General features: G+C 73.6%; 13 protein-coding genes. 9 read left to right on the top strand and 4 right to left on the bottom strand.

Annotated elements, in window-relative coordinates; translation table 11 throughout:
* Window positions 1-98: 98 nt before the first annotated feature.
* Window positions 99-647, top strand: coding sequence for an HPP family protein (locus tag ACZ516_RS11485; protein ID WP_469009810.1), 549 nt, complete (start codon window positions 99-101; stop codon window positions 645-647).
* 83 nt (window positions 648-730) lie between these two features.
* A complete protein-coding gene (locus tag ACZ516_RS11480) occupies window positions 731-1,420 on the top strand; it encodes a PepSY domain-containing protein (RefSeq protein WP_469009808.1) in 690 nt (229 codons plus the stop codon).
* A gap of 84 nt (window positions 1,421-1,504) precedes the next feature.
* Here the strand turns inward: ACZ516_RS11480 and ACZ516_RS11475 are convergent, their stop codons facing one another.
* Window positions 1,505-3,403 carry a CASTOR/POLLUX-related putative ion channel gene (locus ACZ516_RS11475; RefSeq protein WP_469009806.1) on the bottom strand — a complete coding sequence of 633 codons (1,899 nt, stop codon included), beginning with the start codon at window positions 3,401-3,403 and terminating at the stop codon, window positions 1,505-1,507.
* Between the two features lie 300 nt (window positions 3,404-3,703).
* Between ACZ516_RS11475 and ACZ516_RS11470 the strand changes: the two genes are divergently transcribed.
* Entirely contained in the window at window positions 3,704-5,698 is a 1,995-nt protein-coding gene (locus ACZ516_RS11470) for a flavin monoamine oxidase family protein (protein ID WP_469009804.1), read from the top strand.
* Window positions 5,699-5,819: 121 nt separating this feature from the next.
* Here the strand turns inward: ACZ516_RS11470 and ACZ516_RS11465 are convergent, their stop codons facing one another.
* A complete protein-coding gene (locus tag ACZ516_RS11465) occupies window positions 5,820-6,806 on the bottom strand; it encodes an NAD-dependent epimerase/dehydratase family protein (protein WP_469009803.1) in 987 nt (328 codons plus the stop codon).
* Window positions 6,807-6,942: 136 nt separating this feature from the next.
* Between ACZ516_RS11465 and ACZ516_RS11460 the strand changes: the two genes are divergently transcribed.
* Together ACZ516_RS11460 and ACZ516_RS11455 are read left to right on the top strand one after the other, a co-directional pair.
* The gene (locus ACZ516_RS11460) at window positions 6,943-7,839 is read left to right on the top strand and encodes an alpha/beta fold hydrolase (protein WP_361084886.1); all 897 of its coding nucleotides are present in this window, start codon (window positions 6,943-6,945) and stop codon (window positions 7,837-7,839) included.
* Window positions 7,840-8,092: 253 nt separating this feature from the next.
* On the top strand, window positions 8,093-8,938 hold the full coding sequence (locus tag ACZ516_RS11455; RefSeq protein WP_469010454.1) for an RNA polymerase sigma factor SigF: 846 nt from the start codon (window positions 8,093-8,095) through the stop codon (window positions 8,936-8,938).
* A gap of 9 nt (window positions 8,939-8,947) precedes the next feature.
* On the opposite strand, the gene ACZ516_RS11450 is transcribed toward ACZ516_RS11455, so the two are convergent.
* Both ACZ516_RS11450 and ACZ516_RS11445 read right to left on the bottom strand, forming a co-directional pair.
* Window positions 8,948-9,421, bottom strand: a complete 474-nt coding sequence (locus ACZ516_RS11450; RefSeq protein ID WP_469009801.1) for an MSMEG_6728 family protein — start codon at window positions 9,419-9,421, stop codon at window positions 8,948-8,950.
* A gap of 377 nt (window positions 9,422-9,798) precedes the next feature.
* Window positions 9,799-10,017: an MbtH family protein gene (locus tag ACZ516_RS11445; protein ID WP_358589972.1), complete on the bottom strand. Its 219-nt coding sequence runs from the start codon at window positions 10,015-10,017 to the stop codon at window positions 9,799-9,801.
* 215 nt (window positions 10,018-10,232) lie between these two features.
* On the opposite strand from ACZ516_RS11445, the gene ACZ516_RS11440 reads away from it, so the two are divergent.
* Genes ACZ516_RS11440 through ACZ516_RS11425 form a run of 4 tightly spaced genes read left to right on the top strand, consistent with a single transcriptional unit; the run spans window position 10,233 to window position 15,287 of the window.
* Entirely contained in the window at window positions 10,233-12,560 is a 2,328-nt protein-coding gene (locus tag ACZ516_RS11440; protein ID WP_469009798.1) for a lantibiotic dehydratase, read from the top strand.
* Window positions 12,560-14,062 carry an amino acid adenylation domain-containing protein gene (locus ACZ516_RS11435; protein ID WP_469009797.1) on the top strand — a complete coding sequence of 501 codons (1,503 nt, stop codon included), beginning with the start codon at window positions 12,560-12,562 and terminating at the stop codon, window positions 14,060-14,062. Before ACZ516_RS11440 ends, ACZ516_RS11435 begins: the two co-directional genes overlap by 1 nt.
* On the top strand, window positions 14,059-15,030 hold the full coding sequence (locus ACZ516_RS11430; protein ID WP_358589978.1) for a threonine ammonia-lyase: 972 nt from the start codon (window positions 14,059-14,061) through the stop codon (window positions 15,028-15,030). Before ACZ516_RS11435 ends, ACZ516_RS11430 begins: the two co-directional genes overlap by 4 nt.
* The gene (locus ACZ516_RS11425; protein ID WP_358589981.1) at window positions 15,027-15,287 is read left to right on the top strand and encodes an acyl carrier protein; all 261 of its coding nucleotides are present in this window, start codon (window positions 15,027-15,029) and stop codon (window positions 15,285-15,287) included. The genes ACZ516_RS11430 and ACZ516_RS11425 overlap by 4 nt, the downstream gene beginning before the upstream one ends.

The following is a 15,287-nucleotide window of genomic DNA, read 5'->3' as shown; positions in this document are numbered from 1 at the left end:
GACGAAAGGGCGCCGGATAGAATTGCCGGCGAGTGCCCTTGTCCTCACCTGCCGCGCGGGGCTCCCCTGACGGCCGAGCCCCGAAAAAGATCACTTCCTTGAGCATCGATGAAGCCATAGAGGCGCCGCTTTCGCCTGCCGGGCCCCGCGTCCTCGACCGCCTCGCGGGCCGCGCCCCGGCCCCGCCCCCGCCGCGCACCGCCGCCCACAGCGCCGGCGCCGTCACCGCCGTCCTGCTGGCCCTGGTCGCCGTCGGCTCGCTCCTCCACGAGCCCGTGCTGATACCCCCGCTCGCGGCGTCGGCCGCGATCATCCACGGTGCGCCCGGGCTGCCGCTGGCCCAGCCGCGCAGCGTGGTCGTCGGCCACCTGCTGTGCGCCGGTGTCGGATACGGGGTGCTCGGCCTCGCGGGCGGTTCACCGTGGGCGGCGGCGGTAGCGGCCGGGATCGGCCTGGCCGTGATGACGGTGGCCCGCACTCCGCACTCGCCCGCGTGTGCGACCGCCGTGGTGATCGTCCTGCACGCGCCGGCGCCCTGGACCTTCGTACCGCTGTTCCTGGGGTCGGCCGTCCTGCTCGTCGCGACCGGCTGGGCCGCCTCACGGGTACGCCCCGGCAGCCCCCGCTACCCCGCCTATTGGTGGTAGACCCGGTCCCTCTGCCGGTGCACATCCCTCGTCTGGCGCCCCTTTTGCGAGCATCTGCGCTCCATGTCGCTTAACGTGCCCCCATGATCACCACAGACAGAGACTCCCGTCAGAGGCATCGGCGTCTGCCGGTCGTGCGCGGCGCCGGACTGGTGTGCGCGGCGGCCGCGGCGGCGGCCCTGCTCACCGGGTGCGGCGACGACGACGGAAACGACACGAAGAGCGACGCGGCCACCGCGCGGGCAGCCGCCGTCACCTCCTCCGTCTCGGGGAGCGGCTCCCCCCTGACCGAGGACCAGGACGAGCGCAAGGCGCTCGTCCCGAAGGTGAAGACGGGCCACGAGGAGGCCCTGCGCACCGCGGTGGGCGCGGTGGACGGCTCCAAGCCGGTCTCCATCGAACTCAAGGGGCCGCCGGAGACTCCCCGGTGGGAGGCCGAGGTGGCGACGGGCGACGGCGCCAAGCACCTGCTGGACGTCGACGCGGTCACCGGCAAGGCCGGCAAGGCCCGGGCGGACGCGGACCAGGACGCCGACGACAAGCGGGAACTGGCCGACCTGCTGAAAAAGGCCACCGTCACCGCGGAGCAGGCCGCCCGGACCGCCACCGACAAGACCAAGGGCACCGTCAGTTCCGTGGAACTCGACGACACGGACGGCGGCGCGCCGAAGTGGTCCGTCGACGTCGTGACGACCGAGGACTGGAACAAGACGACGTTCGACATCGACGCGACCAACCGCAAGATCCTGCGGGAACACGTCGACAAGGACTGACCCCACGGACGTGGGCCGCACGCGGGACGGCACACGCCGGACCGCGTGCGCCGGACCGCGTGCCGCGCGCCGTGGGGCCGGCCGTCAGTCCCTGCCGATGACGACCACTTCGTCCTCGTCCGTCCAGCGGCGCCGCTCGTGCTTGGACGGGTTGATCCGCACCCCGTAGCCGAGGCTCATCGACGGGTCGCCGTGCGTCCGGTAGCCGATGGCGCACTCCTGACGCCGCCGGGCCGCCGCCACGACCGTGGCGAAGGACGTCTCGCTCCCCGGCAGCACATAGTCGGTGGCGGGCCGCAGGCGGACGCCGGTGCCGTCGGCCGAGAACAGCTCCTCGAACACCGCTGCCAGGTGCCGATTCTGGGAGATCTGTGCCATGAGCAGACCGATGAGCTTGCCACTGATGATCACGTCGGCGCCGGGGCCGATGGGGGCCAGCGCCCGGTTGCGGTCGTCGACCAGCTCGGTGACGACCGGCAGTTCGCGCCCGGTCGTCTCCTCCAGTTGACGCAGCAGCAGGAGGGTGACGAGCGTGCGGTTGTCGGGGTCGTCCGGCGACGGGCCGGGAGCGGGGTCCCGGCCGAGCACGATCACGCTGTCGTAGGAGCAGACGTCCAGGCGGCGCAGCGTCTCGGGGCGGGTGACATCCCCGTGGTGCAGGGTCAGGCTCAGCTCGTTGCCGCTGTCCGTGTCGGCCTCGTTCACCTGCCGTACGGTCGCCTCGCCGTGGTCGGTCACCACGTCGACGGCCGATCCGGGCCGGGAGCGGCGTCGCAGCTGGTCGACCATGAGCGGCGCCCGGCGGTTCCAGCCCAGGAGGAGAACCCGCTCCGCCCGCGCGGGAGTCGGGGGGCCGGACGCCATGACCGCCTCCTCGACCAGCTCGGCGCAGTCGTCGAGCCAGACCGTGTCGTCGTCACGGGAGACGACGATGAGCAGGTCGTCCGGAGCGATGAGCGTCTCCGGCGCCGGGTTGAGCAGGGGCATTTCCCCGCGCATCACCCCGACGACGCTCGACGTGGTGTAGGACAGCAGCGCGTCGCCGAACGGGCGGCCGACCAGGCTCGCCTCGCTGACCAGGTAGAACTCGTCGCCCGCGAAGTCGAGGAGTTCCTGGTGGACGAGGGAGAGCCCGGGGTGGCGCGCGGCCTGGACGATCAGCCGGGCGGTGACGGTGTCGCTCTCCAGGATGACGCCGCCCGGCCCGGCGGCGAGTTGGGCGGCCAGCCGATGGCGGTCGTCCCGGACGGCGGCGACGACGGCCGGCCGGTCGGCCGCCTCGGACAGGGCCGCCCTGAGCGCCAGCAGCGTCTTGACCACCTCGGCGTCGGCGGCGGGCTCGTCGTGCGGCATGACCAGCACCACACCGGCCTTGGCCGGGTTGGTCAGGGGCAGCACGGCCGGATCGGTGGTGGGCCCGCTGCGGCAGATCAGCCGCGTCCGGCCGAGGGGGCCCACCTTCGTGTTCAGGGCCTCCTCCATGACGGTCTTGTCCCGGTCGGCCAGCACGACCACCGCCGCCCGCCGCTGGTTGGCGTTGGCGGCCACCAGTTCGCTCACCACCGTGAACACCTGCTCCGACCACCCGAGGACCACCGCGTGCCCTTCTTCGAGCACGGTGGAACGGCCCCGGCGCAGCGCGGTGAGCCGCTCCGTCAGCGCCGTGGTGATCAGGCCGACGAGGGCCGAGACGTACAGCAGGGTGACCAGCGCCAGCAGCACCGACATCGCCACCCGCAGCGGGGGGCCCGTCGCACCGCCGAGCCGCAGCGTCCTGCCGGTGTGGCGCCACACCTGCGCGAGCCTGCCCGCCAGGGACGCCGACACGTCGGGGTCGGTCCAGGCCAGCACCGCACTGGCCGGGAGGACGATGACCAGGCACAGCAGCGCCATCCAGGCGACGAGCACGGCGGCGCCGCGGGCCAGCGTGCTGTCGAACCAGTACCGGGCCCTGCCACCGAACAGAGTGCGCCGCTGCGCCACCCTTCCCCCTCCACCTCGTCGCCCGCTCGCAGGACCGCGTCGGCGCCGCCCGCCCTAGGCACCGCGCGGGGCGCCGGAGAGCACGGATGTGGACACTCATATCGCAGTGTCGGGTGATCGATCGCCGCGGCAGACGGAGATCACCCGGCGTTCATCCCTTCGGGTTTCCCGGGCCTCAGGAGTCCGCGCACCGCGGCGGGCCCCGTCGTGACGTCAGGGTTCGCCGCCGCTTAGTTCCTTCGGGGCAATGCCCGGGCCGGAAGAGGACGCCCGGCCATCGCCACCTGTACAAAGACGGCCATGACTGAAGATCACGCGGTGCTGCGTGCAGACGGCGGGCTCTCCCGCAGGGGCTTCGCGGCGGTGGCCGGCACGGCCACGGTGGCCACGGCCCTGACCGGCCCCGCCGCCGCGGCCGTGCCCGCGCCGGCCGCCCCGGGCGACAGACGTAACGCCGACTTCGACCGGTGCCTGGCCGTGGCCCGCGCACTGCTCGTACTGGACTCCGACGACCGTCCCCTCGTCCCGCGCTACCAGGAGGTCCTGAAGAAGGGGCTGCCGTCCCAGCGACGGACACGGCCCAAGAACGTCCTGGTCGTCGGCGCAGGCCCGGCCGGACTCGTGGCCGCCTGGCTGCTGAAGAGGGCCGGCCACCGCGTGACGGTGCTGGAGGCCAACGGCAACCGGGCGGGCGGACGCGTCAAGACCTTCCGCCGCGGTGGCCACGAGAACGCCGAGCAGCCCTTCGCCGATCCCCGCCAGTACGCCGAGGCGGGCGCGATGCGCCTCCCGGGCAGCCACCCCCTGGTCATGGATCTGATCGACCAACTCGACCTGAAGAAGCGGCGCTTCCACTACGTGGACGTCGACAGCGAGGGGCGTCCCGCCCACCGCACCTGGATCCACGTCAACGGCATCCGCGTGCGGCGCGCCGACTACGCTCGCGCGCCCCGACGCGTGAACCGCTCGTTCGGCGTTCCCCGCGCCCACTGGGACACCCCGGCCGCCGCGATCCTGCGCTCCGCGCTGGACCCGGTGCGCGACGAGTTCAGCACCCTCGACCGCGACGGCAACCGCGTCGACAAACCGCTTGCCGAGCGGCTGCGGGGCTGGGCCCGGGTGGTGCAGCGGTTCGGTGACTGGTCGATGTTCCGCTTCCTCACCGAACACGCCGGTCTCGACGAACGGACCATCGACCTGATCGGCACGCTGGAGAACGTCACCTCCCGCCTTCCGCTGTCCTTCATCCACAGCTTCATCGGCTCCTCCCTCATCAGCCCCAGCACGCCGTTCTACGAGTTGGAGGGCGGCACCGCCGTGCTGCCGGACGCTCTGCTGGAACACGTGGGCGAGGACGTGCGCTTCGACCGCCGGGTGACCCGCATCCAGTACCACCACCCCGAGCGCTCCGCACCGGACGCCGAGCACGTCCGCGGCAAGGGCCCGCACGTGTGGGTGGACACCGTCTCGGAGGGGCGCGGCCGCCCGGTCGTCCGCGAGCAGTTCACCGCGGACGTCGCCGTGGTCACGGTGCCGTTCTCCGGACTGCGCCACGTGCAGGTGACCCCGCCCCTGTCGTACGGCAAACGCCGGGCGATCACCGAACTGCACTACGACAGCGCGACCAAGGTGCTGCTGGAGTTCAGCCGCCGCTGGTGGGAGTTCGACGAGGCCGACTGGAAGCGGGAGCTGCGCCGGATCGACCCCGGTCTGTACGACGCCTACCGCACCGGCCGGGCGACGGCCGACGGCGGCCTGCTCGGGGCCCACCCCTCCGTGCCCGACGGACACATCACGGCGGGCCAGCGCACCCACTACGCCGCCAACCGCGCGCTCGGCCGCGAACAGCCGGAGGCGGTCGACGTCACGGGCGGCGGCTCGGTGTCGGACAACGCCAACCGGTTCATGTTCCACCCCTCCCACCCGGTCCCGGGCAGCGCGGGAGGCGTGGTCCTGGCCTCCTACAGCTGGGCGGACGACGCGCGGCGCTGGGACTCGCTGGACGACGACGCGCGCTACCCCTACGCGCTGTGCGGCCTCCAGCAGGTCTACGGCCAGCGCATCGAGGTCTTCTACACCGGCGCGGGCCGCACCCAGAGCTGGCTGCGCGACCCCTACGCCTATGGGGAGGCGTCCGTGCTCCTGCCCGGCCAGCACACCGAGCTGCTGCCCGCCATCCCGGTGGCCGAGGGGCCGTTGCACTTCGCCGGCGACCACACGTCCGTCAAACCGGCGTGGATCGAGGGCGCCCTGGAGTCCGCCGTGCGCACGGCCTTGGAGATCCACACCGGGTGAGCCGCGCGGTCCGTCGGCCGTGAGAGCGTTCCCGTCGGCGGCGCGGGCAGGCCCAGACGGCCTCGGGCCGCCCGCGTCGCCGACGGTCCTCCCCCCCCCGGTCGGTGGGGGAGGGGGTGTATCAGCCCAGCGCCCGCAGGAGTTGGCGCTCGCGCTCGCCGCTGAGGCCCGCCCGGCGGGTCCGGTCAAGTCCCTGCTCCCGCTCCCAACCCAGGGTGTCCGCCAGCATCTGCGCCCGGGAGCGGTGCCGCAGGCCCGCCGCGCTCGCCGCGGCGCCCTCGCGAGCGCCGAAGCCGGTCCAGTCCGGGTCGGCCAGCCAGAGCGCCAGCGACTCCGGGCCCATGGCCTGGACAACGACCTGTCCGACCAGCCAGGCGTCGTCGGCCTCCCGCACCGGGCCGGTGTGCCCGCCGATCCGGCGCGACAGCGCGATCCACTCCCCGAGCGGCACGACCGGGCCGACCGCGTCGTACGTCCCGGTCGTCCCCTTCTCCGCGCAGTGCAGCAGCCATGCCGCGAGGTCGCGCGCGTCGACCACCTGCGTCGGGACGTCGGCGGAAGCCGGCACCAGAAGCGGCGCCAGCGGCTCACGGGCCGCGCGGGCGACCCAGTAGCCGGAGCGTCCGCTGTGGTCGCCGGGGCCGCCGATCATTCCCGCCCGCGCCACGAGGAGCCGGTCCCCCGCCGCGGCCGCCGCGGCCTCCTCGCAGGCCACCTTGGCCGGACCGAACTCCTCGTGGCCGACCTCGTCGCGGGTGGTAGCCGGGAGCAGCTCGGCCGACTCGTCCGCGTGCGGCCGCCCATGGGAGGCGTACGCGCTGACCGACGACACATACGTCCAGTGGCGCGCCCGCTCGCCGAGCCGCGCCAGTGCCCCGCGGACGAAGCCCGGCTGCCACGACACCTCGACCACGGCGTCCCAGTCCTGGCCCGCCACCTCGTCGTACGCCGCCGGGTCGCGCCGGTCCGCGGTGACCAGCACCGCGCCCTCGGCCACACCGCCGCTCTCCCCACGGGCCAGACAGGTGACCCGATGCCCGCGTTCCAGTGCCTGCCGCGAGATCTCGCGGCCCACCCACGCCGTTCCGCCCAACACCAAGATCTTCATCAGCGCACTCAAACACGGAGCGCGCGCCGCGGTCTCCCAGCTTCGCTGAGGGCAGAGGTGCGCTCGCCGCACGGAGCCGCGCCCGCCACGCCCGCCGCGCCGATGAGTTTTCGGAACGGGGCCGGTCTACAGAGGCATGAAGACCTGCACACTTGAGACAGCCGGCGCTGACCTCGTCCATGACATTCGCGGGCCGCTGCCGACCACGGACGGACGCCCGCCGCTGTTCATGATCGGGCAGCCCATGGACGCCTCCGGCTTCGCCGCCCTCGCGGCACGTTTCCCCGAGCGGACCGTCGTCACCTATGACCCGCGCGGGCTCGGGCGCAGCATCCGCAAGGACGGCCGCGTCGACCACACGCCGCAGACCCAGGCCGACGACGTGCACGCCCTCATCGAGGCACTCGGGGCCGGGCCGGTGGAGATGTTCGCCAGCAGCGGCGGAGCGGTCACCGCCCTCGCGCTCGTGGCGAAGTACCCCAAGGACGTGACCACCCTGGTCGCGCACGAGCCGCCGCTCATCACCCTCACCCCGGACGGCCCGGCGGCCGTGCGGGCGCGGGCCGGTGTCCGGGAGGCGTACGAGCAGCGGGGGTGGGGAGCGGGGATGGCCGCGTTCGTCGCCATGACCTCGTGGGAGGGCGAGTTCACCGACGCGTACTTCGCGCGGCCGCCGGCCGATCCCGCCGCTTTCGGGATGCCCACCGAGGACGACGGGTCGCGTGACGACCCGCTGCTGTGCGACCGCTCATGGGCGGTCAGCGACTACCGGCCGGAGGTCGAGGCGCTCGCCGCCGCGCCGACCCGCGTCGTGATCGCCGTGGGCGAGGAGTCCGAGCGCGTACAGACCGGACGCACGTCTGTCGCGACCGCCGAGCTGCTCGGACAGCGGGCGACCGTCTTCCCGAGCCACCACGGCGGTTTCTGCGACGGGGAGTTCGGCTATCCCGGGAAACCGGACGAGTTCGCGCGGCGACTGCGGGAGGTACTGGACGGAGCGGGTCCGCAGGACGGTGGCCGTCCCGGGCGTTGACTCCGGGCAGTGGCCGGTGGCCCCCGGCGTCCCGGCCGTGACGGGAGGGCCCTACAGTGAGTCGACGCCGGCGGGCCGCCCGTCAGGCGCGGCGCGGGCTGCTGGGCAGCAAGGCGCGACCTGCCGGGTGGGAAACTGACCGTGTTTCGGAAATTCGCTCGTCCTGTCTGTGTGAAGCGCCGATCGCGGGGCAGATGATGCCCGCAAGCACCCCCAGGAAACCAGTGGAAGAGAGGACCCGGACATGGCCACCATGGCGGTCACGGAGCAGGCTCACGCACACGCAGTGGACAAGGTCGCCGAGCGTGCGTACGCGGATCCGTCGTCGGTGGCGCCGAAGGACGCGCGGGCGATCTCCCGGCGCTTCTTCGACCGGCTGGGTGAGCTGGAGGAGGGCACGCACGAGTACCAGTACGTGCGCAACTGCCTGATCGAGATGAACCTCTCCCTGGTGCAGTACGCGGCCTCGCGTTTCAAGCACCGTGGTCCGCAGGAGATGGAGGACATCGTCCAGGTCGGCACCATCGGCCTGATCAAGGCGATCGACCGGTTCGAGCTGACCCGCGAGGTCGAGTTCACCTCCTTCGCCGTGCCGTACATCACCGGTGAGATCAAGCGGTTCTTCCGCGACACGAGCTGGGCCGTGCACGTGCCGCGCCGCCTCCAGGAAGCGCGCATCGAGCTGTCCAAGGCGACCGAGGAGCTGCGCACCCGCCTGGGCCGTACGCCTTCCACGGCGGAGCTGGCCGAGCTGATGCAGCTCACCCGCGCCGAGGTCGCCGAGGCGCAGCGGGCCTCCAACGGCTACACGTCCGTCTCGCTGGACGCGGCCATCGGCAAGGACGACGAGTCCGACACGGCCCTGGCCGACTTCGTCGGGGTGGAGGAAGAGCGCTTCGAGCTGGTCGACAACTTCCACACCCTGGCACCGCTCATCGCCGAGCTGGACGAACGCGACCGCCAGGTCATCCACATGCGCTTCGTCGAGGAGAAGACGCAGGCACAGATCGGCGAGATCCTCGGCTGCTCGCAGATGCACGTCTCCCGGCTCATCAGCAGGATCGTCGCCCGGCTCCGCACCGGCCTGACCACCGACTGACGTCCCGCCCTAGGCGGCGCCCCGGTCGGAGGCCGGCCACACGTACGGCAGGTCGTCGGGGACACCGGGGAAGAGCACGGAGTAGAACTCGGGGGCCTTGCGCACCAGCGCCGAGCGATGGCTTCGGTGGAAGGCGGGGTCCCCCAACCAGTCAGGCAGCTCGCCGGCATCGGCGAGCTGCTTCTGCGTGCGTACGGTGGTGGCCTCCGGGCGGTGCCGGGCGAAGTCCGTGCGGAGCGTGGCGGCACAGGTGTCGGCGCGGCCCTCGGCCACCCACACCGCGCACACGTCCAGGCCGTAGCGGACCAGGGCCTCCTCGTACCCGAGCCACATCCGGACCGCGGGGTGGTGGCGCCAGCCGTAGCCGGGCACGGTCAGCCCGCGCAGCACCTGGAGGGCCTCGACCCGCTGCTTGCCCAGACGGGCCCGGTCCAGGACGGCGGCGGAGCGCGTGAAGTCGGAGTACGGAAGAAAGGTCTGCACCCCCGCATGCCTACCGCGGCGGGGGCTCGCGCATACGGTGACCCGACCGGGTGGCCTAGGGCATGTTTCGAAAGTCCCGTCTGCCTGGCGACGCCTGGCACGCACGCTCGCCGCGTTGTCGGGGTCGCCCCGATACCACCAGTATCGGGGCGACCCTCCGCCTTGCGATCGCACGCACCAGACGCCGCCAGGCCCGCCCTGCGGGCGGACGACGCTACTTTCGAAACACGCCCTAGTACCGCAACGGCGTTCGCCGTGACTGCCGGCCAGCTCTTCCAGGGGGCCGAGGACCAGTCCCCCTCACGGGACACGAGAAGGCGCCTGACCGGGCAATTGGCCCGGTCAGGCGCCTTCTTCACGTTCCCGCGCGAGGCCGCTCAGGCGGAGGCTCCCGCCGCCTCGGCCATCCGGCGGCGCAGGCTGAGCGGCCGCATGTCCGTCCAGATCACGTCGATGTGGTCCAGGCACTCCTGCTTCGTCCCGGACGTGCCTTCCGCCCGCCAGCCGCCCGGCAGCTCCCGATCGAGCCGCCACACGGAGTACTGCTCTTCCTCATTGCACACGACCTGGTAGCCGCTCTCACCGCTGGCACTCATCGCTTGGGCCCTCCCGCGTTCGATCGCCTCGACGTGCCCAGCCTGCCCCGGGACCGGCGGCCGCCATAGAGACAAACGCGCAGAAGCCGCGGCACCCCGCGCTGCCCGTCCTTCCCTACTGCCGCCGGCCGCGCACCGGCAGTGTTCAGGGAGCCAGGGTGACCCCCCAGACGGTACCCGGCGCGGAGTCAGTACCGCCTGGAAGGAGCTCCGCCATGACGGACCACCCGGACCACGTGCACCTGCCCACCGGTGGGTGGCGCCTGTGGGAGCATTTCGCCCTGCGCGGGCCCGGTTTCCCCGCCGAAGGGGTGCTGCGCATGGCGCCCCCCGGCCTGGCCGTGGCCGCCGACAAGTTCGGCCCGCACGACCTGCTGGCCGGCCCCGAGTGGGATGCCTTCACCGAGACCTTCGACACCGACGCCGTGCGCACCGCCGGACTGCTGCAGGAGATCGCCGCCGCCCCGCGCTTCCGCGCCGCGGTGGCCTGGCAGAACCGGACCGTGCTGCGCACGGGCATCGCACCGTTCCTGAACTGGACGCCGACCGCCGCGGGCCGCACCAGCATGCCCCGCCAGCGCGAGGAACTCGTCGCCCACTACTGGCAGCGGTTCTGCGTCAAGAACGACACCATCGGGTTCTTCGGGCCCGTCGGCTGGGGCCGCTGGGACCTCGCGAGCGAGGGCATCACCGTCGATCCCGGCGAAGGTCTGCTCGACGAATCCCGCGTGTACTTCGCCAGTTGGGCCATCGACGCACTCGCCAGGACCTTGGGCGCCGACCCGGCCATGAAGGCGTGGATACCGCCGCGCCGGGTGTCCTTCGTCCGCGCCGAGGGCCGGACGGTGCGGCTGCCCGGGCGGCCGCCGCAGCCCATCACCGACGCGGCGCGGGCCGTGCTGGGCCTGTGTGACGGCACCCGGCCGCTCGCCGCGATCGCCGCGGCCGCCGGGATCACCGAGGCAGAGGCCGCCGACACCGTCGCGTGGCTCCAGTCGAAGCGGTGGGTGCACTGGCGCCTGGAGGTGCCGAGCAGCACCTACCCCGAGCGGGAGCTGCGGGCCATCCTGGAGCGCGTCGGCGACGCCGGGCTGCGGGAGTCCGCGCTGGAGCGCCTCGCGGTGCTGGAGCGCGGACGGGACGCGGTGCAGGCGGCCGGCCTGGACGCCGACGCGCTGGGCGAGGCGATGGGCGCGCTGGAGGCCGACTTCGCGCGGCTCACCGACACCGACGGCCAGCGCGCCAAGGGCGCCCGGACCGCGCCCTGCCGCGGCCTGGTGTACTCGGACTGCCGTCGCTCGGCGACGGCCACGCTGGGCACCGCGCTGCTCGACGAACTGACCCCGCTGGCCCAGTGCCTGGCCTCGGCCCGCTGGATGACCAACCGGTTCACCGAGCGGGCCGGAGCGCGGCTGCGCGAGGTGTACGAACGCCTGCGCGCCGACGGCCCGGTGGACCTGGGCGCGATGTGGCTGGCCTGCCTGCCGTCGCCGTACCCGCAGGCGAGCGCCGATCTGGACGTCATCCAGGCCGAGCTGCGGGCGAAGTGGGCCCGCATCCTGGAGGTGCCAAAGGGCGCGCGCAGCGTACGCGTCTCCTCGGCGGACATCGCCGAGCGGGTGCGGGCGGAGTTCGAGGAGCCGGGCGCGGGCTGGTCCCTGGCCCGCTACTTCAGCCCCGACGTGCTGGTCCTCGCCGAGGACGCGGCGGCGGTGTCCCGCGGCGACTTCGCGCTGGTGCTCGGCGAGATGCACAGCGCGCTCAACACCATGGGCGCCTCGCTCTTCGTCCACCAGCACCCCGACCGGGACCAGTTGATCGCGGAGACGACCCGGGACTTCCCCGGGCCCCGGCTGCTGCCGATGCTCCCCAAGGAGCTGCCGCTGAAGTGGTCCACGCGCAGCAGGCCCTCCCTGGACCGGCCGCAGGACTACTACGTCTCGCTGGTCGACGACACGGGCGACCCGCACCGGCCGCGCACCTTCCTCGGTGCGGACGTCGCCGTGGAGGACCGGGAGGGGACCCTGACGGCGGTGCTGCCGGACGGGGCCGCCTTCCCGCTGCTCGACGTCTACGCGAACACCCTGACCCAGCGGGTCATGGACCGCTTCACCCTCCGCCCCGAGGGCGGCCACACCCCCCGGATCAGCATCGACAAGATGATCGTGGCCCGCGAGACCTGGTCCTTCACGGCGGCCGAACTGGCCTTCGCCGACGAGAAGTCGGAGGCCAGGCGGTACGTACGGGCCCGGCACTGGCAGCGGGAACACGACCTGCCGCGCTTCGTGTTCGTGGTCTCTCCCACCGAACCCCGCCCCTTCTACGTCGACTTCGAGAGCCCGGTGTACCTGACCATCCTGGCCAAGGCGGCGCGCAGGCTGGCCCGCAAGGACCCGAAGGCGCGGCTGAAGGTCAGCGAGATGCTGCCCACGCCGGAACAGGCCTGGCTGACGGACGACGAGGGCAACTCCTTCACCTCCGAGCTGCGCTTCGTCGCCGTCGACCAGACCGCCGTACGCCCCGCCGGGGACGGGGACGCGTGATGCGGACCTTCGTCGACGACATCGCGGCGCACGCGGCCCACCACCCCGGCCGGGTGGCGCTCACCACCCCGGCCGGCGAGCTGACGTACGAGGAACTGGCCGCCCGGATCGACGCGCTCGCCGCAGTGCTGCGGGCCCGGGGCGCGCGTCCCGAGGTGGTGTGCGCGGTGGCCGTGGAGCGCGGGGTGGACGCCGTGGTCGCGGTGGCGGCCGTACTGCGGTCCGGCGCCGCGTTCCTGGGCCTGGATCCGGAGCAGCCCGCGCCGCGGCTGGCGGCGCTGGTGCGCAGTGGCGGCGCCTCGATGCTGCTGACCTCCTCGGAGCTGTCGGCACGCCTGGACCTGCCCATCGAGGGTCCGCGGGTGCTGCTGGACCGGCCCGGCGCCGTCGGGACGGGTGGCCCCCCGGCCGGGGCGCCGGACGGGCGTGGACTCGCGTACGTCAGTCACACCTCGGGGACCACCGGGGAGCCGAGCGCGGTGCTGGTCGAGCACAGGGGTCTCGATTCATACCTGCGTTTCGTCGTCCGCGACTACGGTCTCGGGCCGGACACGGTCGGCCTCCAGGTCGCGCCGCCGGGTTACGACGCCTCCGTGCGCGACACCTTCGCCCCGCTGCTGGCGGGCGGGCGCCTGGTCGTCGTGCCGCGCTCGGCGCTGCTGCGGCCGGAGGAGTTCGGGGAGGTGGTGCGCACCGAGGGGGTCAACACGCTGCTGAGCGTGACGCCGTCCTTCCTCTCGTTCCTGGCGGGCCGGCCGGGCGCGGCCGCGCTGCTGGCGGGGCTGCGGCTGGTGGTCTCCAGCGGGGAGTCGCTGCGGCCGTTCCTGGCCGCGGGCGGCCGGGCGCTGGTGCCGGGCGCGTTGGTCAACCAGTACGGCCCGACCGAGTGCACGATGACCTCGACCCGCTACGCCGTCCCCGCCGCACCGGACCCGGCGGCCGACCTGATCGGGACCCCGATCGACGGGGTCGTCGTGCGGCTGCTGGACGAGGGCCTGGCGGGGGTCCCCGACGGGACCGTCGGGGAGGTGTACATCGGCGGGATCGGCGTGGCCCGGGGGTACGGGGGGCTGCCGGGCCGGACCGCCGAGCGTTTCGTGCCCGACCCGCTCGGGCCGCCCGGCGCCCGGCTGTACCGGACCGGGGACCTGGCCCGGCGTGGGCCCGGGGGCCTGAGTTACGTGGGCCGCGGGGACCGGCAGGTCAAGATCCGGGGCTACCGCGTCGACCCGGCGGAGGTGGAGGGCGCGTTGCTGGCCCACCCCGCGGTGACGGGCGCGGTGGTCACCTCCGCGACCGACGCCCAGGGGCGGGTGTTCCTGACCGCCCACCTCACCGGCGACAGTGGTGTTCCGGACTCGGCGCTGCGGGCCCACCTGGTGGCCACCCTGCCGCCGCACCTGATGCCGCGCCGGTTCGTCCGGCTCGACGCGCTGCCCACCACCCGCGGGGGCAAGGCCGACCGGCGCGCCCTGGCCGAAAGCGGAGGCACCCGATCATGAACGTCACCATCGACACGCTGGGCCCGGCCGACGTCGCCCGGGCCGCCGAACGGCTCGCCGGGTACGTGCGGCGCACCCCGCTGCTGCCCGGCCTGGCCTCGCCGGGGCGGCCGCTGCCGGACTGCTCGCTGCTGCTGAAGGCCGAACACCTCCAGCACAGCGGCTCGTTCAAGGTGCGCGGGGCCGCCAACGCGGTCCTGGCCCTGGGCGCGGACCGGATCGTCACCGGCTCCTCCGGGAACCACGGCATCGCGCTGGCCCGGCTGGCCGCCCCGCTCGGGGTGCAGGTCACCGTGGTCATGGCGGCCGGGGCCAGTGCGGCCAAGGCCGCGCTGATCCGGGCGCTGGGCGGCCGGATCGTGTCCGTGCCGGGCGGGGTGGCCGAGCGGGACCGCCGGGCCCGGGAGCTGGCCGGGGAGACGGGCGCGGTCCTCGTGCCCTCCTCGGACCACGAACTCGTGGTCGCCGGGCAGGGCACGGTCGGGGCGGAGGTCCTGGCCGAAGTGCCCGACGTCGAAACGCTCTACGTGCCGACCGGCGGGGGCGGGCTGCTGGCCGGGGTCTGCCTGGCCGCCCACGGCCACCGGGTCAGGGTGGTGGGCGTCGAGCCCGCCGCGACACCCCGGTACGCCCGTTCGCTGGCGGCGGGCCGCCCGGTCCGGCTGCCGCCGAGCGACACCGTCGCCGACGGGCTGCGCGCCCAGCAGCCGGGGACGGTGACCTTCCCGCTCGTCCGGGACCGGGTCGACGACCTGATCGCCGTGTCCGATGCCGAGATCCTGGCCGCCGCGGCCTTCCTGCGGCGGCTCGGGATCGAGGCCGAGCCCACCGGGGCCGTCGCCCTGGCCGGGGCGCTGCGCGCGGGCCGGGGCACCGGCCGCGCCGTCGCCATCGTGTCGGGCGGCAACTCCACCGCGGCGCTCACCGCCGCCGCGGCCACCGAACCGCTTCTGGAGGAGATCTCATGACCACGTCCCTGAACCCGACCCCGACCGCCGCCGGACTGACGGATCTGGTGCTCGGCATCTACCGCGACACCTTGGGCGAGGACCTGCACGAGGACAGCGACTTCTACGAGTGGGGCGGGGACTCGCTGACCGCCTTCCAGATCACCGCGCGGATCGAGGAGGCCCTGGGGGTCGAGGTGCCGGTCGCGCTGGTCTTCGCCTACCCCTCGCCCGCCGACCTCGCGTCCGTCGTCGACGCCGACCTCGTCCGGGCATGA

It is taken from the genome of Streptomyces sp. NPDC034037 (assembly GCF_055575715.1).
Note: the sequence above shows the minus strand (reverse complement) of the source record. Positions and strands in the feature narration are given on the sequence as shown.